The sequence below is a fragment of the Thermoactinospora rubra genome, from assembly GCF_002093975.1.
Taxonomy (GTDB): Bacteria; Actinomycetota; Actinomycetes; order Streptosporangiales; family Streptosporangiaceae; genus Nonomuraea; species Nonomuraea rubra_A.
In genome coordinates this window covers 39,186-60,279 of sequence record NZ_MSZZ01000033.1, presented here as the reverse complement: position 1 = coordinate 60,279, position 21,094 = coordinate 39,186, and the positions used below count along the sequence as shown (strand labels likewise).

Here is a 21,094-nt window from a genome sequence, read left to right as displayed (position 1 = left end):
GGGTATGATCCCGACTTTCGTCCTCAAGTCGGATGATCGCCCGGTCCACATGATGGACGATCAAGTCCCCGACGATTGGACCGGACGTGCGAAGACCACAGCTGCTCCTCGTTCCTCTCCTCGCCCTCATCGTCCCCCTTCTCCTCCCCACCGCGCCGGCGGCGGCGAGCCCCGCCGCGATCTCCTGGGCGCCGTGCGAGGAGGACCCCACCGCCGAGTGCGGAACGCTGGCCGTACCCGTCGACTGGGACAACCCCGCAGCCGGCACCTTCGAGCTGGCGCTGGCGCGCCGCAAGGCCACCGACCCGGGTGCCAGGATCGGCTCCCTGGTGATCAACCCCGGCGGCCCCGGCGGCTCCGGCGTGGACGCCGTGGTGCGGAACTGGCTGCCCTTCACCCCCGAGCTCACCCGCCGCTTCGACGTCGTGGGCTTCGACCCCCGCGGCGTGGGCCGCAGCCATCCGGTGGTCTGCTCCCGCGAGCTCCTCGGCCGCTCCCCCGACCCGATCATGAAGAGCCAGGCGGACTTCGACGCGATGCTCGCCTACAACGAGCGGCTCCGCCAGGACTGCCGGGCGCGGACCGGGCCCCTGTTCGACCACGTCGACACCGGCAGCGTGGTGCGCGACCTCGACGCCCTGCGCGCGGCGCTCGGCGAGGACAAGCTCACCTACTACGGCATCTCGTACGGCACGCTGATCGGCCAGCTCTACGCCGAGCGCTTCCCCGGCAGGGTGCGCGCCCTGGCGCTCGACAGCAACATGGACCACAGCCTGGGCACCGCGGCCTTCCTGGACACCGAGGCCTGGACCGCGCAGGACTCCTTCAACGAGTTCGCCGCCTGGTGCGGCAGGTCCGCCCAGTGCGCCCTGCACGGCCAGGACGTGCGCGCCGTGTGGGCCCGGCTGCTGGAGCGCGCCGAGCGGGGCGAGCTGCACCTCCCCGGCGAGCCGGACGTCAAGATCACCCCGCTGCTGCTCGTCTACAACGCCCTCGGCGCCTTCTACGGACCCGACTGGGCGGGCCTGGCGGAGTTCCTCCTCGCCCTCGACACGGGCGCCGGGACCGCCGACTCCGCGCTGCGCCCGCTGGCCCGCCAGGCCGGCGAGGAGGTCGTCCCCTACCCGGCCCAGGTGTTCTGCCTGGACTACCTGCTGCCGGTCCGCGACTACCGCGAGTACGCCCGGCACCTGCGCCGCTCGGCCCTGATCGCGCCGGACATGCGCTACAGCCCGCTCGCGGCGTCGATGCTCGCCGCGTGCCTCGGGCAGCGGGCGCCGATCCCCAACCCGCAGCACCGCCTCCGGGTCGACGGCACGCCCACGCTGCTGGTCGGCAACACGCTGCACGACCCGGCCACGGGTTACCCCTGGGCGGTGAGCACGGCGCTGCAGATCGGCCGTGAGGCGCGGCTGCTCACCCACGAGGGCTGGGGCCACGGCATCTACGGCAACGGGGAGTGCGCCACCACGGCCGTCGACCGCTACCTGGTCTCGCTCGCCCTGCCCGCGCGCGGCGCCCGGTGCCCGGCCGTACCGCCCGCCGAGGTGTCGGCGCGGCAGGCCCGCCCGCCGATCGCCGGGCCGCTGCCCGGCCTGCCCGGCTGGACGTTCACCCGGTAACGCCCGGTAACCGCTCGCTCGGAGGAGGCGGCGCCTTACGGCCCGACCGTGGTCCGCATGGTCAGCGCCGCCTCCTCCAGCGAGAGCTCGACGCGGACCCCGCCCAGCTCGCCGGTGCGGGTGACGTGGGTGCCGCCGCAGGGAATCGTGGCCCGCCCGACGGGCAGGTCGCAGTTCCACGTACGGCGGGCCGTCAGCTCCGGCCCCGGCGCGTCCACCCAGACCGGCGCGTCGGCGGCCACCCAGCCCTTGAGCACCTCGTTGACCTGGTCGGCGATCTCCACCGGGTCGAGCCCGTCGGCCGAGAAGCCCTTCCTGCGCAGCGACTTGCCCAGGCGGTAGACGTCGAGGCTGCCGTGCTCGACGATCCGCGAGGAGGTGATCGCGGCCTGGTCGAAGTCGGGATGGCCGAGCGAGTCGGGCGCGACCTCCTTGCGCCAGCGACCGGCCAGCACGCCGTTCAGGGCGAGCGCGGCCAGGTGGCAGCCGGTGTGCCCGGCCGACAGCGCCGCGCGGTAGGCGGGATCGGCCTCCAGCTCGACCTCCGCGCCGACCGGGACGGGCCTGTCGAGGACGTGGACGACGAGCCACGCCCAGCCGTCGTCGCCCCGCCGTACCGGGATGTCGGACCCGAGCAGGACCTGCCCGTCGCGGGCCGCGCCGGTCACGCAGTCGAGGACCGGCGAGCCGTCCAGGGTGCCGCGGTCGGCGGGCTGGTCGGGCCAGGTGTGGTCGAGCGGGTGGAACGGGGTCTCGGCGACGACCACGCCGTGCCGGCCGTCCGCCGGGACGGTGGCGACCACGGTGGAGCGGCCGGAGACCTGGCCGTGGGGGAAGGTGACGTGGGTGGTTCTCACCCCGCCATCCTCTCGTCTTCCAGGTACCGGTTGCCCCCGGCGTACAGGCCCGTCGCCAGCTGCAGGAGGAGCACCACGGCGATGAGCGCGTACGGCAGGCCCCACCCGCCCGTCGCCTCGTGCAGCAGGCCGACCAGGAGCGGACCGGCCCCGGCGACCAGGTAGCCCACGCTCTGCCCGAAGGCCGACAGCGCGGCGGTGTGCTCGGGCGTGCGGGTGCGCAGCGCCAGCATGGTCAGCGCGAGCGGGAAGGAGCCCATGCCGATGCCGATGAAGACGGTCCAGACCCAGTGGGGCGCCAGCCACATGCCCGCGAAGCCGACCGCGTAGAAGGCGACCAGCCCGGCCACGACCGGGCGCTGGTCGTGGAAGCGGCCCGCCACGGCCGGGACGGCCAGCGAGACGGGGATGCTCAGCGCGGTGAAGACGCCCAGGACGACCCCGGCCTGGCCGGTGCTGTAGCCGGCGTCGGTGAGCATCTTGGCGAGCCAGCCGAACATGATGTAGGCGATCATCGACTGGGTGCCGAAGTAGAGGGCGACGGACCAGGCCAGCCTGCTCCTGGCCAGGTGCCTGAGCCCGGCCGGGGCCCCGGCGGCGTCCCGCTCCGGCTCACTGCGGTCCACGCGGAGGAGCGCAAGCCACGGAATGGCGGCGACGGCGGCGAGGGCGGCCCAGACGCCGAGCGCGATGTGCCAGTCGCCGCCGGCGGCGCGCTCGATCGGGACGGTGGCCGCGGCGGCGAGCATGGTGCCCACGGCCAGGGCGGTGGTGTAGACGGTGGTCATCGCCCCGGCGCGGCGGGGGAAGTGCCGCTTGATGAGCGTGGGGATCAGCACGTTGCCGATCGCGCCGCCGGACAGCGCGACCGCGCTGCCGGCCAGGAAGATCGGCGCGCTGTCCACCGCCGCCCGGGCGAGCATGCCGGTGCCGAGCAGGACCAGCGCCCCCAGCAGGAGCCGGTGCTCGCCGATCCGCCTGGCCAGCGCCGGGGTGACGGCGCCGACGGTGGCGAAGGCCAGCACGGGCAGCGTGGTGAGCAGGCCGGTGCCCGCGCTGGTCATGCCGAGCCCGCGGGCCAGCTGGTCCAGCAGGGGGCCTACGCTGGTGACGGCGGTGCGGAGGTTGAGCGCCGCGAGGACGATCCCCACCACGAGCAGCCAGACGAGCGATCCGTTCCTGCTTTCGGTCCTGGACTCGGTCAGCACACTCATGACAGGGCAAAACCTCCACTCATCCAATGATGGGACCTTTAGCCTAACAGGCCCAAAAGTGGGGTTTATTCCTGACCCCAAGCGAAGGCCCCTTCCCGAGTCGGGAAGGGGCCTGGGGAACTCGCGGTCACAGCATCGGCCGCGGGGGCGTCGGCGGCTCCTGCGGCCGGACCGGTCCGGGGCCGGGCGGGGGCAGGTCGGGCGACGGCGGCAGGTCGTCGCCGCCGATGGTGCCGGGCGGCATCGGCTCGGTGCCCGTGCCGTAGGTGGAGCCCTTCTGGTGCGGCCCGGGGACGTCGCCGCGCCAGGCGCCGGTCTCGCCGCCGCGCGACTCGATGAAGTTCTTGAAGCGCTCCAGGTCGCCGCGTACCCGCATGCGCACCAGCTGGAGCCAGTCCCCCGCCTGCTCGACGAACCCCTCGGGGTCGTACTCCATCTGGAGCGTGACGCGCGTGGTGTCGTCGCCGACGCGGTGGAAGGTGACCACACCGGCATGGTGCGGCCTGTCGAGCGTGCGCCAGGCGACGCGCTCGTCGGGGTGCTGTTCGGTGATCTCGGCCTCGAACTCGCGGCGGACGCCGGCGATCTCCGCCACCCATGCGGTGCGGGTGTCGGTGAGCTGCTTGACCGACTCCACGCCCTCCATGAACTCGGGGAAGGTCTCGAACTGCGTCCACTGGTTGTAGGCCGTCCGGATCGGGACGTTGACGTCTACGGAGTGTTCGATCGTGCTCATGAGCCTGCCCCTGCCCGGGCTCCCGGGCGCTTAACGCCTCCTGCGGAGGAGCCAGTACAAACCCACGATCGGCAGCACGAGCGGGATGAAGAGGTAACCCTTTCCGTAGACCGACCAGACCGTCTCGTCGGGGAACGCCGCGGGACGCACGACGCTCGCCGTACCGATCACCAGCACTCCGGCCAGCTCGATGGCCAGCGCCCACAGCGCGAGCCGGCGGGCGCCGCGGGCCAGGGCGACCGTGAGCACGACGTAGACGGCCGCGGCGAAGGCCGACAGCGAGTACGCCAGCGGCGCCTCGTCGAACCGCTGGAGGATCTGCACGGTCGCCCGCGACCCCGCGGCCACCGAGAACAGCCCGTAGACGGCCAGCAGCGCCCGGCCCGGGCCCGTGCCGATCGGCGTGCTCACGCGCCCGCCCACAGCTGCAGCAGCCGCCCGGTCATGACGGCGACAGCGAACCCGGCCACCACGAGGATCGCCGAGCCCCACCGGCTGCGCTCGGCCAGCGCCAGGAACACCCCGGCGGGCGGGATCAGCGCCGTGCCCGCCAGGTAGGCGACGAAGGTGACCTTCTCCTTCGGCTCGTGGCCGCCGGCCAGCGCGGCGACCGCCAGCCCGGCCTGCACGAGCACCGCGATCTCCAGCAGGGCGAAGCCGATCAGCAGGACCATGCCCATCGCCCGGTCGCGGATGGCCACGATCAGGGCCACCACGGCCAGCAGCAGCGCCAGGGCGATCACGCCGGTCGCGACGGTCTGGGACATGAGCAGAAGGCTAGCGGGGCTAGCCTGTGGTCTGTGGAGCGGATCCTGGTCAGCGCGTGCCTCGTGGGCCGCCGCGTGCGCTACGACGGCGGCGCCAAGACCAGCGCCGACGAGCACCTGGCCGCCTGGCGCGAGGAGGGGCGGCTGGTGCCGTTCTGCCCCGAGGTCGAGGGCGGGCTGCCCGTACCGCGTCCCGCCGCCGAGATCGAGGGCGGCGCGGACGGGTCCGCGGTGCTGGCCGGGGCGGCCCGCGTGCTCACCGCCTCCGGCGAGGACGTGACCGCCGCCTTCCTGTCCGGAGCGCAGGCCGCGCTCGCCGTGGCGCAGTCTTTTGGGGTACGGCTGGCCGTGCTCAAGGAGGGCAGCCCCTCGTGCGGCTCGCTCACCGTCTACGACGGCACCTTCCGCGGCCGTCGCACCCCGGGCCGGGGGGTGACGACCGCGCTGCTGGAGCTCCACGGCATCCGCGTGTTCAGCGAGGACCGGATCGGCGAGGCCGCGGCCTACCTGCGCGCCCTGGAGGAGTAGAGGACCACGCCCAGCCCGAGCGCCAGCGCGGCGGCCATGACGCTGTGGTACCACGAGGTCAGCGGGGTGTCGGAGCCGGGCACGAGCGCGGTCGCGACGATGCCGAGCAGCACGCCCGCCAGGGTGCCCGCGTGCGCGTAGGCGACCCCCTCGCGCGCCCACGGCCTGCCGGTCAGCACGCCGTACCCGGCGGCCAGCATCGCGAGCCCGCACAGCGTCTCGACGACCACGGCGGGCGGCACCGGCGGTGTGCTCAGCGGGCCGAGCCGTACCCCGGCGTGCAGCAGGGCGCCGGCGAGGAAGGCCGGCGCGTACAGCAGCGAGAGCCAGCCGAGCGTCTTGGTGAGGCGGTCCATACCCGTCACGGTGTCATCGGGAGGGGCGCGGCGAATCGCCCCGCGGGAGGCGGGGCGGGTACGCCGCTCGGCGTAGGGGGCCTCCGGGGCGGCGGGAGCCGTCAGGGGTCCCGGCTGCCAGGGTCCCGGCTGCCAGGGGTTCCGGGACGCCGGAAGGTCCGGCGGCTCAGCGGTCCGGCAGTCCCAGGTGTCGGTGCGTCAGTAGTCCCAGGTGTCGGTGCGGCGCTCCCGGCTGACGCAGAACACCGCGGTGCCGTGGCCGTCGTCGGCGACGAGGTCGACCCTGACCCAGTCGGGGTGCTCGGTGACCTTGGCCGTGTGACCGGCCGCCGGGGTCGCCGAGACCAGGCGGCAGCCGGAGGCGCCCAGGCCGAACGCCACCTCGCCGCGCTTCACCCGCACCACCCTGACGTCCTCGGGTGCCCGGCTGGGCGGCTTTTCTGTGGTACGGCGGGGCGCCGGGCTGGGCCTCGCGGTCCGCATCGGGGCCGGCGAGGCCGTCCTGACCGGGGTCGGCAGCGCGGTCCGGGTCGGGGGCGCCGTGGGGTCCCGCTCCGGGAAGGTCTGGGCGCGCATCGCGTCCAGCCGTACGTCGTCCACGAACTCCACGCGCAGCACGTCGCGCACGGCGAACCAGGAGATGAAGACGGCGATCGCGGTGGCTCCACACCAGATCACCACAAATCTCACGACTCGCCGCACTCCCCTACAGTAACGGCGGCTACCGTTGGGGCGCATGGCGACGGTTCTGGTGGTGGAGGACGACGACTTCGTCCGCTCGGCCATGATCCAGGAGCTCGGCAGGCGCGACCACGCCGTGCGCAGCGCGGGATGCGCCCTGGACGCGCTGCGGGAGATCGCGCAACGCCCGCCGGACGTGGTCATCCTCGACCTGGGGCTGCCCGACCTCGACGGCTCCGAGGCGCTGCGGATGGTGCGCGGCATCTCCGACGTGCCGGTCATCGTGGCCACCGCGCGCGACGACGAGGCCGAGATCGTCAGGCTGCTGCGCGCCGGGGCCGACGACTACCTGGTCAAGCCCTTCTCCGCCGACCACCTCGGGGCCAGGCTGGACGCCGTGCTGCGGCGGGCCCGCTCCGCCGTACCTCCCCAGATCCTCCACGTGGGCGGGCTGACCGTGGACGTCGGCAGGCGGGAGGCGACGCTCGACGGGCAGGCGCTGGCGCTGACCAGGCGCGAGTTCGACCTGCTCGCCTACCTGGCCGCGCGGGCCGACCGGGTGGTGAGCCGCCGGGAGCTGCTGGCCGAGGTGTGGCGGCAGTCCTACGGCGACGACCAGACCATCGACGTGCACCTGTCGTGGCTGCGCCGCAAGCTGGGCGAGAGCGCCGCCCGGCCGCGGTACCTGCACACCGTGCGCGGCGTGGGCGTCATGCTCTGCGCTCCCCGGTAGGGGCCCGCGATGAGGGCCACGCTCGCTCTCCTGGTCGTCGCCGTCACCTCGATGGTGGCGCTGGCCTTCCTGGTCCCGCTCGGGCTGATCGTGAAGGAGGCGGCGTACGGCGGGGCGCTCGGCGACGCGGAACGGCAGGCCGCGGCCCTGGTGCCGGTGCTGGCCCTGACCACCGCGGACGCCGACCTGGGCCACGCCATGGCCAGCACCGAGGCCGGGCGGCGCGGCCTGCTGGCCATCCACGTCGACGGCAGGACCACGGGCGCCGGTCACGCGCCGGCCGCCGAGGTGGCCGCCGCCTCGGCGCAGACCCGGGCGACGACCCTCGAACTGGACTCCGGCGTGGTGCTGCTGCGCCCGGTGGCGCTGGAGGAGGGCAGGAGCGCGGTGATCGAGGTGTTCGTCCCGTCGGACGAGCTGACGCGCGGCGTCGGCACGGCGTGGGCCGTGCTGGCCGTGCTGGCCGCCGTGCTCGTGCTGGGCTCGGTGATCGTGGGCGACCGGCTGGGCGCGCGGGTCGTGCGGGCCACGCGGCAGCTCGGCTCGGCCGCCGCCGCGCTCGGGAAGGGCGACCTCGGCGTGCGCATCCACCCCGAGGGGCCGCCGGAGCTGGTCGCGGCGGGGCAGGCGTTCAACTCCATGGCCAACCAGATCACCCGGCTGCTGGCCGCCGAGCGGGAACTGGTCGCCGACCTGTCGCACCGGCTGCGCACGCCCCTGACCGCGCTGCGGCTGAGCCTGGACCAGCTCGGCCCCGACGCCGAGCCGAGCCGGGAGGCGCTGGCCCGGCTGGAGGGCGAGGTCGACGCGGTCATCTCCACGGCCAGGCGGCCGTCGCGGGCCACCGCCTGCGACGCCGCCGAGGTGCTGCGCGAGCGGCTGACGTTCTGGTCGGCGCTGGCCGAGGACCAGGGGCGGCCGTGGGACCTGATCGGCGCGGAGCTGCCGGTGCGGGTGCCGGTCGCGGCGAGCGAGCTGACCGCCGCCGTGGACGCGCTGCTCGGCAACGTCTTCCGCCACACGCCCGAGGGGACGGCCTTCAGCGTGACGCTGCACGAAGGCGCCGACGCGGTGGGCATCCTCGTCGCCGACGCGGGGCCCGGCATCCGCGACCCCGAGACCGCGCTGGAGCGCGGCGCCAGCGGCGCCGGCTCGACGGGCCTGGGGCTGGACATCGCGCGGCGGCTGGCCGAGTCGACCGGCGGCTGGATCAAGGTCGACCGCTCGTCGCTGGGCGGCGCCCAGATCGGGCTGTGGCTGCGCACGCGCCCCGCGAGCGGGCTGAAGAGGCGGCTAAGGCGTCCTTAACGCCGGCTCAAGAGCCCTATGTCCGCCTTTCGCGCGGTCCAAGGTGGCTCGCATGCAGATCACACGCAAAGCCCTCCTCGCCGCACTCCTGACCGTTCCCGTCGCGCTCACCCTGACCCCCGGCGCCGCCCACGCCCACGGCACCATGAACAACCCGCCGAGCCGGGCCATGGTCTGCTACCTGGAAGGCCCCGAGAGCCCCAGGTCCGCCGCCTGCAAGCAGGCCGTGGCGCTCGGCGGCACCCAGCCGCTCTACGACTGGAACGAGGTCAACCTCGCCAACGCGGCCGGACGGCACCGCGAGCTCATCCCCGACGGCAGGCTGTGCAGCGCCGGGCGCGACAAGTACCGCGGTCTCGACCAGGCCCGCGCCGACTGGCCCGCCGCCGCGCTGCCCTCCGGCGGAAGGTTCACCTTCACCTTCCGCGGTACGGCTCCGCACAGGGGCAGCTTCGAGCTCTACCTCACCAAGCCCGGCTACGATCCCGCCAAGCCGCTGAAGTGGTCGGACCTGGAGGCCAAGCCGTTCCACCGGCAGCAGGACCCCTCGATGGCCAACGGCTCCTACGTCATGGAGGCGACCCTGCCCGTCAGGACCGGCCGCCACCTCATCTACGCGATCTGGCAGCGCAGCGACAGCCCGGAGGCGTTCTACTCCTGCTCGGACGTGGTGTTCGGCTCCGGCGGGACCTCCCCGACGCCCGCTCCCACCGCGTCCCCCACGTCCCCCACGCCCTCGGCCTCCCCGACCTCCCCGGCTCCGACCCCGACGCCGACCGCCACCGCCCCGCCCGTCGCCCTGTCGCACGTGGACGCCGGCGCGGGCGTCCGCCCGGTCACCGTCCGGGCGGGTGGCCAGGTCACCGTCACGGCCGTCTGCGGCACCGGTCGCGTGCGGGCCGTGACGTCCGCCGCCTTCACGCCGCGCCGCCACGAGGCCGCCGCGCCGGCCGCGGTCTGGACCCCGGCGCTCACCGCCGCCAGGCCGGGCAGGCACGCGGTGGTCGTCTCCTGCCAGGACGGCGGTACGGCCCGCACCTTCCTCACGGTCACGCGCTGAGGCACGCCTGTCCGTCACGCTCTCCTGACACGCTCTGACGGCCACGCGGCAGCCGTACGGCGAAAGAGATCTCCGCTAGATCCGATCTAGCGGAGATCTCGCGCCTTAGGGATGTGAGCACCGAACCGCTGCGCGTGGCCGTCATCGTCGGCAGCACCCGCGAGGGACGAGTGGGCGACACCGTCGCCCGCTGGTTCGCCGACCACGCGAGCGGGCGGCCCGAGCTCGAGGTCACCGTCGTCGACCTGGCCGACTACGCCTTCCCCGCACGCTACCCCCGCTGCCCGGACCCGGTGATGCGCGAGTTCGCCGCGGCCGTGGGGCGGGCCGACGCGTTCGTGGTCGTCACGCCGGAGTACAACCGCAGCTTCCCCGCCTCGCTCAAGCAGGCGATCGACTGTGCCTACGACGAGTGGCGGGCCAAGCCCGTGGGATTCGTCTCCTACGGCAGCGGGTCCGACGGCGTCTTCGCCGTCGAGCAGCTGCGCACGGTGTTCACCGAGCTTCACGCCATGACCGTGCGCGACGGTGTCGGCATCGACCTGATGACCTGCACGCGCGCGCGGGACGAGCACCTGCGGGCGGCCGAGGCCATGCTCGACCAGCTCACGTGGTGGGCGCTCGCGCTGCGCGAGGCCCGGGCCGCCCGGCCGTACGTGTCCTAGGAGAAACAGATGAGCGATCTTGCCATTGAGACGTCGGGACTGGTGAAGGTCTTCGGCGACAACCGCGCGGTCGACGGCCTGGACCTGGCCGTCCCCGCGGGTGCGGTGTACGGGGTCCTCGGGCCCAACGGCGCCGGGAAGACGACCGCGGTCAGGATGCTGGCCACGCTGCTGCGCCCGGACGGGGGCCAGGCGCGGGTGTTCGGCCACGACGTGGTGCGCGAGGCGGACGCCGTACGCGGCCGGGTGAGCCTGACCGGGCAGTACGCCTCGGTGGACGAGGACCTGACCGGCATGGAGAACCTCGTGCTGCTGGGCCGCCTGCTCGGGCACAGGAAGGCCGCCGCGGCCGACCGGGCCCGCGAGCTGCTGGAGGCGTTCGGGCTCACCGACGCCGCCGACCGGCAGGTCAAGAACTACTCCGGCGGCATGCGGCGGCGCATCGACATCGCCGCCAGCATCCTCAACACCCCCGACCTGCTCTTCCTCGACGAGCCGACCACCGGCCTGGACCCGCGCAGCCGCAACCAGGTGTGGGACATCGTCAGGATCGTCGTCGCCCACGGCACCACGGTGCTGCTCACGACCCAGTACCTGGAGGAGGCCGACCGGCTGGCGAGCCGCATCGCGGTGATCGACCACGGCAAGGTGATCGCGGAGGGCACGCCGGGGCAGCTGAAGTCCTCGATCGGCGCGGGTTCGGTGCACGTACGGCTGCGCGACCCGCACCGGCGGCCCGAGGCAGAGCGCCTGCTCGCCGAGGCGCTCGGCGCCCCCGTCTACATCGACGCCGACCCGGTGGCGCTCACGGCGCGCATCATCGGCAACGGCCGCGACGAGGCCGCCGCCGAGCAGGCCTCCCGTGCCCTGATGGAGCTGTCGCGCGCCGGGATCGTCGTCGACGACTTCTCCCTCGGCCAGCCCAGCCTCGACGAGGTGTTCCTCGCCCTCACCGACAAGCCCGCCGCCTGACGCCCCTACGGAGACACCATGACCACGACCGAGACCTACACCCCCGTCGCCGAGACCGTCGGCGCCGTCCTGTCGCGCCAGTCGCGCCCGCCCCGGCCCAGCGCCTGGTCGGCGTCCCTCACCTTCGGCTGGCGCGCCATGCTCAAGATCAAGCACGTCCCCGAGCAGCTCTTCGACGTCACCGCCTTCCCGATCATGATGACGTTGATGTTCACGTACCTGTTCGGCGGCGCGCTGGCCGGCTCCCCCAGCCAGTACATCCAGTTCGTCCTGCCGGGCATCATGGTCTCCAGCGTCGTCATGATCACCATGTACACCGGCGTGGAGGTCAACAAGGACATCGAACGCGGCGTCTTCGACCGCTTCCGCAGCCTGCCCATGTGGCGCCCGGCGCCCATGGTCGGCTACCTGCTGGGCGACGCCTTCCGCTACACCATGGCCTCGACCGTGATCCTCGTCGTCGGCCTGATCCTGGGCTTCCGCCCGCCGGGCGGGGTCGTGGGCGTCGTCGCCGGGATCGCGCTGCTGGTGGGCTTCTCCTTCGCCTTCTCGTGGGTGTGGACCATGTTCGGGCTCCTGCTGCGCAGCGAGAAGTCCGTCATGGGGGTCAGCATGCTCGTGCTGTTCCCGCTCACGTTCCTCAGCAACGTCTACGTCGACCCGTCCACGATGCCGGGCTGGCTGCAGGCCTTCGTGAACGTCAACCCGATCACGCACCTGGTCTCGGCCGTGCGGTCCCTCATGGGCGGGACGACGGACTCGGGCGAGATCGCCTGGGTCCTCATCGCCGCCGCCGTCTGCATCGCGATCTTCGGCACGCTGACGATGCGGCTCTACAACCGCAAGTGACGACCTATCGCCTCTAGCTGGGTAAACGTCGTTAACGATCTCCGCTAGGGCGCTGGACACCTCAGCCGAACCGGGCGCGAAGGAGGCATCATGGCCTCCCGCGCCCGGTTGCCATGTCGCATAGGCCGTCGATTCCTTGTCAACATGCACGAAGAGCCTCGCCTCGCCGAGCAAGGCCTGCGCCGCCTGACGCTGCGCCACAGCGGCGAGGGGAACTTCATCGTGTGGGCGCTCGACAACCGCGGCAGGTACCTGCGTCTGCTCGTCAACGAGATCGGCGATTACAGGGGGCGTGTCATCCTCCCGGCCGGGACCCGCTACGCCACCGTCACGGCGGACGGTGCGTGGTCCATGACCCGGCGCTGACTCTCAAGATCGGAAGGCCGGTTGACCGCGCTTCCTAAGCGCAGCCGTACGCACGGGTGCCCGGCCGCTTCTCCACAGCCGGGCACCGGCCCCAGGCTACCCACCACGCCAGCGCTTACAGCGCTTGAGCTGTCTGAGTCTCAAGTATGGAAACGCCCCACCGCACAGTAGTTGTACGTGTACGGTGAGTCGCTCAGACCGACTTATCGGAGAGCGCATCCATGCCCAAGCTCGACTTCATGATCCCAGCGCAGTTCGTTCGGCAGCTGCCAGGGGTCTTGGACATCCTCGGTGCTGGAGTCGACACTATCCACGCACCGGTCGTGCCGACGTCTCACCCTCTGGGCCTTGCCATCCGGATTACCTTTGACTCGACCGACACCCCGGGCCAAGCTCACCGGCTTCGACTTGAGTTCACCGGGGAAGACGGCAACCTCCTCACCATCCGTGCCACACTGAAGGCCCCGCCGAAGATCGAGTCTGTTCCTCTGCACTGGAAGACCGGCTTGGGCATCGCGATACCGCTGACGCTCCCGATCCCTAAGTACGGCGACTACTCCCTCACGCTCGTCATCGACGACGAGCGTGTGCATGACCTCGATCTGAGAGCCATCCCCACGCCTCCACAAGGACAGGCGTGATGGACGAACCGACCCTTACCTATCACGTCAAACAACGCTGTGAGCAGCGCGGCATCACTGAAGAGGACATCAGAAACGCGCTTCGCCGCCGGATCCCACCGCCCAGGCCGGCAGACCCCGGCAAGGTGAAAGTCTTGGGATACGCCAGGGGGCAACGCATACTACAAGTGGTGCTGACCGTCGATGAGACGGTGATCGTGACCGCGTTCTGGCTCGGAGAATAGGAGATGGCCGTGCGAATCGACTACGACCTAGACGCCGACGCCCTATACGTGACGTTGCTCGATGAGCCAGTGGCGGCTACCCGAGAGATCGAGGACCTTACCTTCGTCGACGAAACCGAAGACGGACGCCTGATCGGGATCGAGGTAATCGGCCTGTCCCGCTCCTGGGGACTGGAGAAGATCCTGTCCCGATACCAGGTCACCGATGCTGATGCGCAGCAGCTGCGCGCACAGTTCCCAATCGGCATCCAAGGCCGACGTGAGGTTCCCAAACTCCAGGTGGAAAAGACGCCCTACGTCGCGTAACCGACTAGCGGAACCCGCGACCTCGAAAGGAGCCCTCGCCGCCGAGGAGAGCGGGGGCTTTGCCATGCGGAGAGAGAAGCCGCGCCATGGCGGGGCACACGCGGCACTGAGCGCGAGCGGAGCCGCAGGTCCGCGTGAAGTACCGAGGACCAGGGACCAGGGGACCGCGGCGCGGGGCCGTCACAGGCGCCAGGCCACCTCCTGCTCCGGCTGGTACCGGCAGCTCGAACCCGTCACGACGCTCGTTCTCAGGTGCAGCGCGAGCTCGGGATGGACGCGGTCGAGCCGGCGGAGCACGTCGCGGATCCGCGCGGTGACCGTCTTCCTGGCGCGTTCGGCCTCGTCACCGAGCCGTCGCGGGCGTCCGCCCAGGCCGGCGGCGGCACGCAGCTCGTCGAGCAGGGCGGCACGCTCGCGGTCGTACTCGGCGGCCCTCCGGTCGTCCCCCAGCTGGGTCGCCCGGTCGATCTCCTCGTCGAGGCGCTCGAGGCGACGCCGGTAGCGCGCCTTGGCCTCCTCGTCGAGGACCGCGTCACCGCCCAGGCGGCTCGCCGCGACCACGAGGTCGCCGCCGTCCGGGTTGAGCAGCCTCGTCGCCGCGACCTCCACGCCGGGCCGGGCCAGCAGCGTGTGGAGGTCGCGCAGCCCCTTGGCGTCCGGCATGTGCACGACGCGACCGCCGAACCCGAGCCGCCACACGGGACCGTCGCGCCGGAACTCGCCGCTGTGCCACTCGGGGACGCTCCGCCGTTCTTCATGATCGGTGTACGGCGAAGCGCTCCTGGACACCGTCGCGCCGTCGTTCGCGCCATCGGTCGCACCGTCGTCCGCGCCGCCAATCGCCTCATCGTCGGTGCCGCCGTCCGTGTCGTCGTCTCCCGCCGGTACGGCCGGCCGCCCGCGCCCGGCATCCCGGACCAGCTGCTCGGCCTGCTCGGCCACGTGCCCCATGCCCAGCGCCACCGCCTCGCGCCGGACCAGCCGGACCAGGTTCAGCACCTGCCGGCCGTCGGCCACGCCCACCCCGTCCGCCGAGGAGAGCGCGTCGAGCTGGGAGTGCCCGCCGGCGAAAGGCCGCCCCTGCAGAGCCGGTTCGGCATCAACGCCCCCGCCGCCGGACCCCGGCACAGCGTCCTCGTCCACCGCGCCGGGCCCCGACGCGGCATCCGCCGCGCCCATGGCGTCCGGTTCCCGCCCTGGCAGGGCTCCCGTCGCCGCTTCACGATGCGGGGATTCACCGGGCTCCCCCGCGATGCCGAGCGCCCCGCCGCGGATCCGCGTCCTGCTCGCCTCCTCGGCGGAGCCGGAGGCGGCGAGCGCCTGGGCCAGGCCGAGTGAGGCCAGGGTGGACCAGGGGCGCGCGCCCAGCTGGTCGGCGGCGCGGCGGGCGGCGGTGAAGGCCTCGACGGCGGCCCGGCGGCGGCCGTCGGCCAGCTCCACCAGCCCCAGCCAGTAGTCGAACGGGCCGCTGACGTCCCAGCCGTAGAGGGAGACGGCCCAACGGCCGCGGTGCGGCGTGAGGGAGGCGCGGGCGCGGGAGCAGAGCTCGGGGTCGCCGGTGGCCGAGGCGAGCTGGGCCTGGAGCCGGAGGCGGAGCGGCTCGGCCATGCGGATGCTGCCCTCGCCGCGCGCGGTGGCCTCGGCGAGGTGGCGGAACGCGGCGTCGACGTCGCCGAGGTGGACGGCCGTGATGGCCTCCAGGAGCACCGGGCAGGGATGCGTGCCGGCGCGCAGGGCGCGGTGGATCTCCTCCAGGGAGCCGGTGCGGCCCTGCAGGAGGCTCAGCGTCCAGCGGTGGTGGTCGAGCATGTGGCAGAAGAAGGAGTGATCGCGGGCGTGCTCGGCCACGCTCGGGTCGTCGAGCAGCGCCCACGCCTCGTTGAAGCGGCCCGTGAGGGCGGCGACGATGCTCCTGTCGACCGCGGTGCTGATCTTGAGCATCGGCATGTCGCTGCGTTCGCCCGCGGTGACGTAGGCGTGGAACGACTGCGGGAAGCGGGGGTCGCCGTCCTCCAGCAGCGCGACCCAGCGCAGGGCGGTGGCGAAGTGCTCGGCGTGGAGGTCGCCGGTGCGCCGGTAGAGCGAGATCAGCTCGTCGGTGAGCGCGACGCGCTGCGCGGCGGTGCCCGGGCCCCAGATCACGTCGTGGTAGGCCCACAGGCTCAGGGCCAGCGCGTCGTCGTCGTGGTCGTCCCTCGCGGTCACGGCCAGGTGGATGGCCAGCTCCTTCGCCAGCAGGTCGGTGGACGCGGCGTCGTGGCCCGCCGGAGATCCCGGGCCGTCGTCGCCCACCGCCCCCAGGTCGCCCTCCGTACCCGCAACAGCCGGAGCCGGGTCGCCGACGAGCTTCGCGTAGGCCTCCCGCAGCACATCGTCGCGCGGGCCGTACGCGGTGTGCGCCGGGTTGCGGGCCGACAGCGCGACCCGGGCCAGCAGCGCCGCGTCGCCGCTCTCCCGCGCGACCGCGAGCGCGTCGTCGAAGTGCCGCCGCGCCCCCTCGTCGTCGCCGAGGTGGGCCAGGGTGCCGGCCAGGTCGAGCATGATGCCCACCCGGCGCTGCGGCGGCGAGCCGGAGGCGGCCTCCAGGGCGCGGCGGTAGTGCGCGGCGGCCTCCTCGCGGGCCAGCCGGGCGGCGGCGTCCTGGGCGGCGGCGAGCAACAGCTCGACCACGCGCGAGGAGGGCAGCAGGTCGCCCGCGAGGTGGGCGTGGTGGGCCAGGTCGGCGGGCAGGACGTGGGAGGTCAGGTCGGGGTCGAGGTCCAGCGCCTCGACCAGCCGCGCGTGGCGCTCCCGCGCGTCGGGGAGGGAGTCGTAGAGCGTCTCCCGGACCAGGTCGTGCGCGAAGGCGAAGACGCCGCCGCCCTGGACGGTCAGGAGGCGGGCGGCGACGGCCTGGTCGAGCAGGCGGTCGGTGAGGGGGACGGGCTGGCCGGCCAGCACGGCCAGGACGCGGCGGTGGAACTGGCGGCCGAGCACGCAGGCTTGGCCCAGCAGGTCCGCCACGGGGGCGGGAAGCAGGTCGAGGCGGCGGCGCACGGCGTCGCGGATGCCGGGCGGGACGGCGGTGGCCGAGCCGCCGCCGTGCCACAGCCGCGCGGTCTGCTCGACGAAGAACGGGTTGCCGCCCGTGCGCGCGTGGACCTCGGCGACCAGCTCCTCGGGCGGCTCCAGGCCGGTGATGCGCGCCATCAGCCGCCCCACGTCGGCGCGCTCCAGCCCGGCCAGGCCGATCGTGGTGGCCCTGGACAGCAGCGGGATCGGCTCGGCCTCGGCGTCGCGGTAGGCCCCCACGAGCAGCAGCCGCTCGAACCAGGCGTGCTGCGCCACGAACTCCAGCAGCCTGAGCGAGGCGGGATCGGCCCAGTGCAGGTCGTCGAGCACGACCATCACGGGCCGGCGCTGGGAGACGGTGACGAGCGCGGTGGTGACCGAGTCGTAGACCTGGAAGGCGTCGGTCTCCTCGCCGATCAGCGAGGCCAGGCGCGTGCCGACGGCCTGCTCGGCCAGCGCCCCCTCGTCGCTGCGCCGCAGGGCGCGCATGACCTGCACCCACGGCCAGTAGCCGGGCGCGGCCTCGGAATCCCAGCACGAGCCGCTGAGCACCAGCGCGCCCTGCCGCCGCGCCTCCTCGGCGGCGCTGGTCAGCAGCGTGGTCTTGCCGATGCCGGGCTCGCCGGTGACCAGCACGAGCCCGCCGTGGCTGGCCACGGTCCGGCTGATCTCGGCGCGCAGCAGCGCGGCAGGGTGGTCTCTGCCGATGAGCCCGTCGCCGACTCTGGAAACGTCCATGACGCCGCCAAAGCTATCCGGCTCCACCGACAACTTTCCGCTCCGCCCGCGAGTCCGCCACCCCGAAACCGCGAATTTCCCGAAATTTCCCCTCAAGTCCGGAAAGTCACGAAAAGACGCGGCAAGGCGCGGTTACGGGAAGGGGCCCGGCAATTCGCGAAAGGTCCCCGCCGCACCCTCCGACGTCCATCGGCCGGTACGGCCTGCCACATCGGCGAGCGGCTCGCGTAAGGTCTCGGATCATGAGCATCGTAAGCATGGGCGTCGCAGGCGTCGGATTCCTCCTGCAGCTCGCGGCGCTGGTCACGGGAATCGTGTTAACCCTGCGGGCCAGGCGCTCCCATGGGCGCGCGGCCGTGCTGGGGGCGACCGGCTGCGTCGTCCTCCTCCTGGGGGTGATCGTTAGCCTCCTGCCCTCCCTGTTCGCCAGGGTGATCATCGAGGCCTTCGGGTTCCAGGCCACGACCTCCCTGTTCATGCTGACGAGCCTGCTCCACACGCTGCTGTTCGTGGCCGGGGTGGGCCTGCTCGTGGCCGGGGTCGTCACGCCGCGCACGGCGCCCGCGCCGTACCCGGGGCCCCACCCAGGCCACTACCCCGGTCCCCCGCCCCGCTGATCGCCAGGCGGGACCCGAGGGCGTCCGCGCCCCGTGGCGCACGGCCGGGCCCGCCATAGATCATCGGGCTATAGTGGGAGAAGCCATGACTGATCCAGATCGCACCATCCGGCACCGCTGGCCCACCCCCGGCCAGGCGGTCACGCCGCAGCCGCCGATCCCGGATCCGCCACGGACGCAGCGCCTGCCGTACACCCCCGACATGTTCCCCGACGTGCCACAGGTCGAGGCCAAGCCGCCCCGGTCCGCGTGGTGGTGGGTGGTCCTCGTCGGCGGGCTGCTGCTTCTGGTGGCCGCGATCTCGATCGGCATCGTGCTGTGGGCTACGCGCGCGTGAAGTCCGTCACCCAGTTGGTCTCCCACGTGCGCTCCCCGTCGGCGGAGAACGCCTGCTCCCAGCGCAGGTGATCCTTGTCCAGGACGGTCCAGACGAAGCGGCACCGAATCGGCGTGCCCTCGAAGACCTCGTCGGAGTAGAACTCACCACGGTTGCCCTCGAACCGGCCGACCACCGGGATCGGGTCCAGCTTGCCGGTCTTGCTGCTCGCCCAGTAGATCGACCAGAGATCGGTGTCCTTGTCGTAGATCCGGATGGTCAGCCCGTGGTCGCCCCTTTCCGGGAAGAAGATCTCGTCCACGCTGGCCATGCCGTTCCAGTGCCGCGTGGCCACCGTGCGGCCGGTGAACTCCTCCCATTCGTCGCATCCCGCCAGCCGCTTGCTCAGGTAGCGGTGCGTGGAGGTCCAGGTGCCCTCGAGGAAGTCGAAGTCGTTCATGCGGGCACGCTAAACCGTCGTCGCTGACACCTATTGTCAGCGGTATGCGCGCCTCCCGCCTGCTGTCGATCCTCCTGCTGCTGCAGACCCGGGGCCGGATGACGGCCAGGGAGCTGGCCGAGCGGCTGGAGGTGTCGGTGCGCACGATCTACCGCGACATGGAGTCGCTGCACGCCGCCGGGGTCCCGCTGTACGGCGACGCCGGGCCCTCGGGCGGCTACCGGCTGCTGGACGGCTACCGCACCCGCCTGACCGGGCTGACGGCCGACGAGGCCGAGTCGATCTTCCTGGCGGGACTGCCGGGCCCGGCCGCCGAGCTCGGCCTGGGCTCGGTCATGGCCGCCGCCCAGCTCAAGCTCAAAGCCGCGCTGCCCGAGGAGCTGCGCGACCGGGCCGGGCGCATCCAGGAGCGCTTCCTGCTCGACGCCCCGGCCTGGTACCGCGACCGCGACCCGCTCCCCTACCTGCCCGCGGTGGCCGACGCCGTCTGGCACCAGCGCGCGATACGGGTGCGCTACCGCCGCTGGGAGGCGCCCCACCTGGTGACCCGGCGGCTGGAGCCGTACGGGCTGGTGGTCAAGGCGGGCCGGTGGTACGTGGTGGCCCGCAGCGGGGAGCACGTGCGCACCTACCGCGTCTGGGAGATCCAGGAGCTGCAGCCGCTGGAGGAGTCCTTCGACCGGCCCGGCGGCTTCGACCTGGCCGCCTACTGGCGCGAGTACCTGACCGCCTTCGAGGCGCGGCTGCGTCAGGGCGAGGCCACGGTACGGCTGTCGCCGCGCGGCATGCGGCGCATGGAGAACATGATGACGCCCGGCATGGCACGCGCGGCCCGCGAGACGGCCGGGGAGCCGGACGCCGAGGGGTGGGTGACGGCGGTGGTGCCGATCGAGGGCGTCGAGCACGCGGTGAGCGAGTTCCTGCGGCTGGGCCCGGAGGTGGAGGTGCTGGCCCCGGCGGAGCTGCGGGCCGGGATCGCCGCCGCGGCCGAGGCCGTCGCGGCGGCCTATCGCTCCTGAGCCCGGCGGCGGCCTACCGTTCCCGGGCCTGCTCCCGGGCCTGCTCCCGGGCCTGCTCCCGGGTCCAGCGCATGACGTGGAAGCGCCGGGTGACGGCGTAGCCGGCGCCGCCGTACAGGCGGGCGGCGGGGCTGTCCTCGCCGGTCCACAGGAACCACGCCGCGTGCAGGCCCTCGGCGCGCATGGCGGTCATGGCCTGGTGCAGCAGGATCTTGCCCAGGCCGGTGCCGCGCTCGCGGGCGTCGACGCCGAGGGGGCCGAACCGGTCGGGCGTGCCGGGGTAGGCGCCGTAGGCCGCGAAGCCGGTGATCCGGTCGCGCCGCGCGATGACCAGCCGCCTGTTGTCCGGAAATTTCCGGATCAGCTGGCCCCAGTCCGGAGAGAACTGCTCCGTGGCGAAACGGACGAGCTCCGGCAGCTCCCCGTCGGACGGAGCGCGGAACTCGTAGCCCTCGGCGACGCGGCGCCGCAGCAGCTCGCGCACCTCCGGCGGCGTGACGTAGCCGACGAGGCGGCGGTCCATGGCCACCGCCGTGGCGACCGGCGCGAAGCCCAGCCCGGTCAGCAGCCGCAGCGCCGAGGGGTAGGCCTCGGGATCGACGCCCGGCAGCACGTAGTTCGGCGTGTATCCGGCGAAGTCCACCCGTGTACGGCCATGAGCCGTCAGGAACGCCAGGGCCTCCTCCACCAGGCGCCGCCCCAGCCCTCTCCCCCGGTGCCCGGGCGCGACGAAGAAGAACGGGATCCACCCGGTCTCGGGCTCCAGCGACGTTCCCAGGGGCACCAGCCTGCGGACGGCGTAGGCGCAGCCCGCCACCTCGCCGTCCACCACGGCCACGCGCAGGCCCTCGGGGTCGAAGTTGGGGTCGAGCAGCACCCGGTCGCGCAGCCACTGGGCGGTCGTCGGGTCGGCGGGCAGGCTGTGGTTCCAGGCCGTCACGAGGGACGCCTCGTCGCCGGCCGCGAAGGCGCGGATCATCACATCGGACATAGGTAGCAGACCGGACG

At 73.0% G+C, this 21,094-nt stretch carries 25 protein-coding genes; 15 read left to right on the top strand and 10 right to left on the bottom strand.

Annotated features, from left to right (window positions below; translation table 11 throughout):
* Positions 1 to 86 precede the first annotated feature (86 nt).
* Positions 87 to 1,622 carry an alpha/beta hydrolase gene (locus BSB02_RS26710; RefSeq protein ID WP_206184905.1) on the top strand — a complete coding sequence of 512 codons (1,536 nt, stop codon included), beginning with the start codon at positions 87 to 89 and terminating at the stop codon, positions 1,620 to 1,622.
* Positions 1,623 to 1,657: 35 nt separating this feature from the next.
* On the opposite strand, the gene BSB02_RS26705 is transcribed toward BSB02_RS26710, so the two are convergent.
* The 5 genes from BSB02_RS26705 to BSB02_RS26685 form a co-directional block, all read right to left on the bottom strand.
* Positions 1,658 to 2,479, bottom strand: coding sequence for an alanyl-tRNA editing protein (locus BSB02_RS26705; protein WP_084963115.1), 822 nt, complete (start codon positions 2,477 to 2,479; stop codon positions 1,658 to 1,660).
* Positions 2,476 to 3,693 (bottom strand): CynX/NimT family MFS transporter, encoded by a 1,218-nt coding sequence (locus BSB02_RS26700; RefSeq protein ID WP_084963113.1) that lies wholly within the window; start codon positions 3,691 to 3,693, stop codon positions 2,476 to 2,478. The genes BSB02_RS26705 and BSB02_RS26700 overlap by 4 nt, the downstream gene beginning before the upstream one ends.
* A 127-nt stretch (positions 3,694 to 3,820) precedes the next feature.
* Complete coding sequence (locus BSB02_RS26695) at positions 3,821 to 4,429, bottom strand: SRPBCC family protein (protein ID WP_084963111.1); 609 nt, start codon at positions 4,427 to 4,429, stop codon at positions 3,821 to 3,823.
* A gap of 30 nt (positions 4,430 to 4,459) precedes the next feature.
* On the bottom strand, positions 4,460 to 4,840 hold the full coding sequence (locus tag BSB02_RS26690; RefSeq protein ID WP_084963360.1) for a hypothetical protein: 381 nt from the start codon (positions 4,838 to 4,840) through the stop codon (positions 4,460 to 4,462).
* The gene (locus BSB02_RS26685) at positions 4,837 to 5,196 is read right to left on the bottom strand and encodes a hypothetical protein (RefSeq protein ID WP_084963110.1); all 360 of its coding nucleotides are present in this window, start codon (positions 5,194 to 5,196) and stop codon (positions 4,837 to 4,839) included. Before BSB02_RS26685 ends, BSB02_RS26690 begins: the two co-directional genes overlap by 4 nt.
* A 33-nt stretch (positions 5,197 to 5,229) precedes the next feature.
* Here BSB02_RS26685 and BSB02_RS26680 point away from each other — a divergent pair, with 33 nt between their 5' ends.
* Positions 5,230 to 5,724, top strand: a complete 495-nt coding sequence (locus BSB02_RS26680; RefSeq protein WP_084963108.1) for a 2-thiouracil desulfurase family protein — start codon at positions 5,230 to 5,232, stop codon at positions 5,722 to 5,724.
* Here BSB02_RS26680 and BSB02_RS26675 read toward each other — a convergent pair.
* Both BSB02_RS26675 and BSB02_RS26670 read right to left on the bottom strand, forming a co-directional pair.
* Positions 5,700 to 6,080 carry a hypothetical protein gene (locus BSB02_RS26675; protein ID WP_084963106.1) on the bottom strand — a complete coding sequence of 127 codons (381 nt, stop codon included), beginning with the start codon at positions 6,078 to 6,080 and terminating at the stop codon, positions 5,700 to 5,702. The genes BSB02_RS26680 and BSB02_RS26675 overlap by 25 nt on opposite strands.
* Positions 6,081 to 6,278: 198 nt before the next feature.
* Positions 6,279 to 6,770, bottom strand: coding sequence for a hypothetical protein (locus BSB02_RS26670; protein ID WP_143591189.1), 492 nt, complete (start codon positions 6,768 to 6,770; stop codon positions 6,279 to 6,281).
* A gap of 46 nt (positions 6,771 to 6,816) precedes the next feature.
* Between BSB02_RS26670 and BSB02_RS26665 the strand changes: the two genes are divergently transcribed.
* The 10 genes from BSB02_RS26665 (at position 6,817) to BSB02_RS26620 (ending at position 13,885) form a co-directional block, all read left to right on the top strand.
* Positions 6,817 to 7,494: a response regulator transcription factor gene (locus BSB02_RS26665; protein ID WP_084963358.1), complete on the top strand. Its 678-nt coding sequence runs from the start codon at positions 6,817 to 6,819 to the stop codon at positions 7,492 to 7,494.
* A 9-nt stretch (positions 7,495 to 7,503) separates the two neighbouring features.
* Complete coding sequence (locus BSB02_RS26660; protein WP_084963102.1) at positions 7,504 to 8,802, top strand: HAMP domain-containing sensor histidine kinase; 1,299 nt, start codon at positions 7,504 to 7,506, stop codon at positions 8,800 to 8,802.
* Between the two features lie 52 nt (positions 8,803 to 8,854).
* A complete protein-coding gene (locus tag BSB02_RS43145) occupies positions 8,855 to 9,862 on the top strand; it encodes a lytic polysaccharide monooxygenase auxiliary activity family 9 protein (RefSeq protein ID WP_084963100.1) in 1,008 nt (335 codons plus the stop codon).
* 113 nt (positions 9,863 to 9,975) lie between these two features.
* On the top strand, positions 9,976 to 10,527 hold the full coding sequence (locus tag BSB02_RS26650) for an NADPH-dependent FMN reductase (protein ID WP_084963098.1): 552 nt from the start codon (positions 9,976 to 9,978) through the stop codon (positions 10,525 to 10,527).
* Positions 10,528 to 10,536: 9 nt separating this feature from the next.
* Positions 10,537 to 11,499 carry an ATP-binding cassette domain-containing protein gene (locus BSB02_RS26645; protein ID WP_084963097.1) on the top strand — a complete coding sequence of 321 codons (963 nt, stop codon included), beginning with the start codon at positions 10,537 to 10,539 and terminating at the stop codon, positions 11,497 to 11,499.
* 18 nt (positions 11,500 to 11,517) lie between these two features.
* A complete protein-coding gene (locus tag BSB02_RS26640; RefSeq protein WP_084963095.1) occupies positions 11,518 to 12,348 on the top strand; it encodes an ABC transporter permease in 831 nt (276 codons plus the stop codon).
* 144 nt (positions 12,349 to 12,492) lie between these two features.
* Complete coding sequence (locus BSB02_RS26635; RefSeq protein ID WP_084963093.1) at positions 12,493 to 12,714, top strand: hypothetical protein; 222 nt, start codon at positions 12,493 to 12,495, stop codon at positions 12,712 to 12,714.
* A 221-nt stretch (positions 12,715 to 12,935) separates the two neighbouring features.
* Positions 12,936 to 13,355: a DUF6941 family protein gene (locus BSB02_RS26630; protein ID WP_084963091.1), complete on the top strand. Its 420-nt coding sequence runs from the start codon at positions 12,936 to 12,938 to the stop codon at positions 13,353 to 13,355.
* Positions 13,355 to 13,579: a DUF4258 domain-containing protein gene (locus BSB02_RS26625; protein ID WP_084963088.1), complete on the top strand. Its 225-nt coding sequence runs from the start codon at positions 13,355 to 13,357 to the stop codon at positions 13,577 to 13,579. The genes BSB02_RS26630 and BSB02_RS26625 overlap by 1 nt, the downstream gene beginning before the upstream one ends.
* A gap of 9 nt (positions 13,580 to 13,588) precedes the next feature.
* Complete coding sequence (locus BSB02_RS26620; protein WP_158088732.1) at positions 13,589 to 13,885, top strand: DUF2283 domain-containing protein; 297 nt, start codon at positions 13,589 to 13,591, stop codon at positions 13,883 to 13,885.
* A 180-nt stretch (positions 13,886 to 14,065) separates the two neighbouring features.
* Here the strand turns inward: BSB02_RS26620 and BSB02_RS26615 are convergent, their stop codons facing one another.
* Entirely contained in the window at positions 14,066 to 17,674 is a 3,609-nt protein-coding gene (locus BSB02_RS26615) for an AAA family ATPase (RefSeq protein ID WP_084963084.1), read from the bottom strand.
* Positions 17,675 to 17,916: 242 nt separating this feature from the next.
* Here BSB02_RS26615 and BSB02_RS26610 point away from each other — a divergent pair, with 242 nt between their 5' ends.
* Together BSB02_RS26610 and BSB02_RS26605 are read left to right on the top strand one after the other, a co-directional pair.
* Positions 17,917 to 18,291 (top strand): hypothetical protein, encoded by a 375-nt coding sequence (locus BSB02_RS26610; RefSeq protein ID WP_143591184.1) that lies wholly within the window; start codon positions 17,917 to 17,919, stop codon positions 18,289 to 18,291.
* Between the two features lie 85 nt (positions 18,292 to 18,376).
* Positions 18,377 to 18,628: a hypothetical protein gene (locus tag BSB02_RS26605; protein WP_084963079.1), complete on the top strand. Its 252-nt coding sequence runs from the start codon at positions 18,377 to 18,379 to the stop codon at positions 18,626 to 18,628.
* Here the strand turns inward: BSB02_RS26605 and BSB02_RS26600 are convergent.
* The gene (locus BSB02_RS26600) at positions 18,615 to 19,067 is read right to left on the bottom strand and encodes a hypothetical protein (RefSeq protein WP_084963077.1); all 453 of its coding nucleotides are present in this window, start codon (positions 19,065 to 19,067) and stop codon (positions 18,615 to 18,617) included. The two genes, BSB02_RS26605 and BSB02_RS26600, sit on opposite strands and share 14 nt — an antisense overlap.
* Before the next feature lie 44 nt (positions 19,068 to 19,111).
* Between BSB02_RS26600 and BSB02_RS26595 the strand changes: the two genes are divergently transcribed.
* Positions 19,112 to 20,086: a helix-turn-helix transcriptional regulator gene (locus BSB02_RS26595; RefSeq protein WP_084963075.1), complete on the top strand. Its 975-nt coding sequence runs from the start codon at positions 19,112 to 19,114 to the stop codon at positions 20,084 to 20,086.
* 13 nt (positions 20,087 to 20,099) lie between these two features.
* Here the strand turns inward: BSB02_RS26595 and BSB02_RS26590 are convergent, their stop codons facing one another.
* On the bottom strand, positions 20,100 to 21,065 hold the full coding sequence (locus tag BSB02_RS26590; RefSeq protein ID WP_206184904.1) for a GNAT family N-acetyltransferase: 966 nt from the start codon (positions 21,063 to 21,065) through the stop codon (positions 20,100 to 20,102).
* Positions 21,066 to 21,094: the final 29 nt, after the last annotated feature.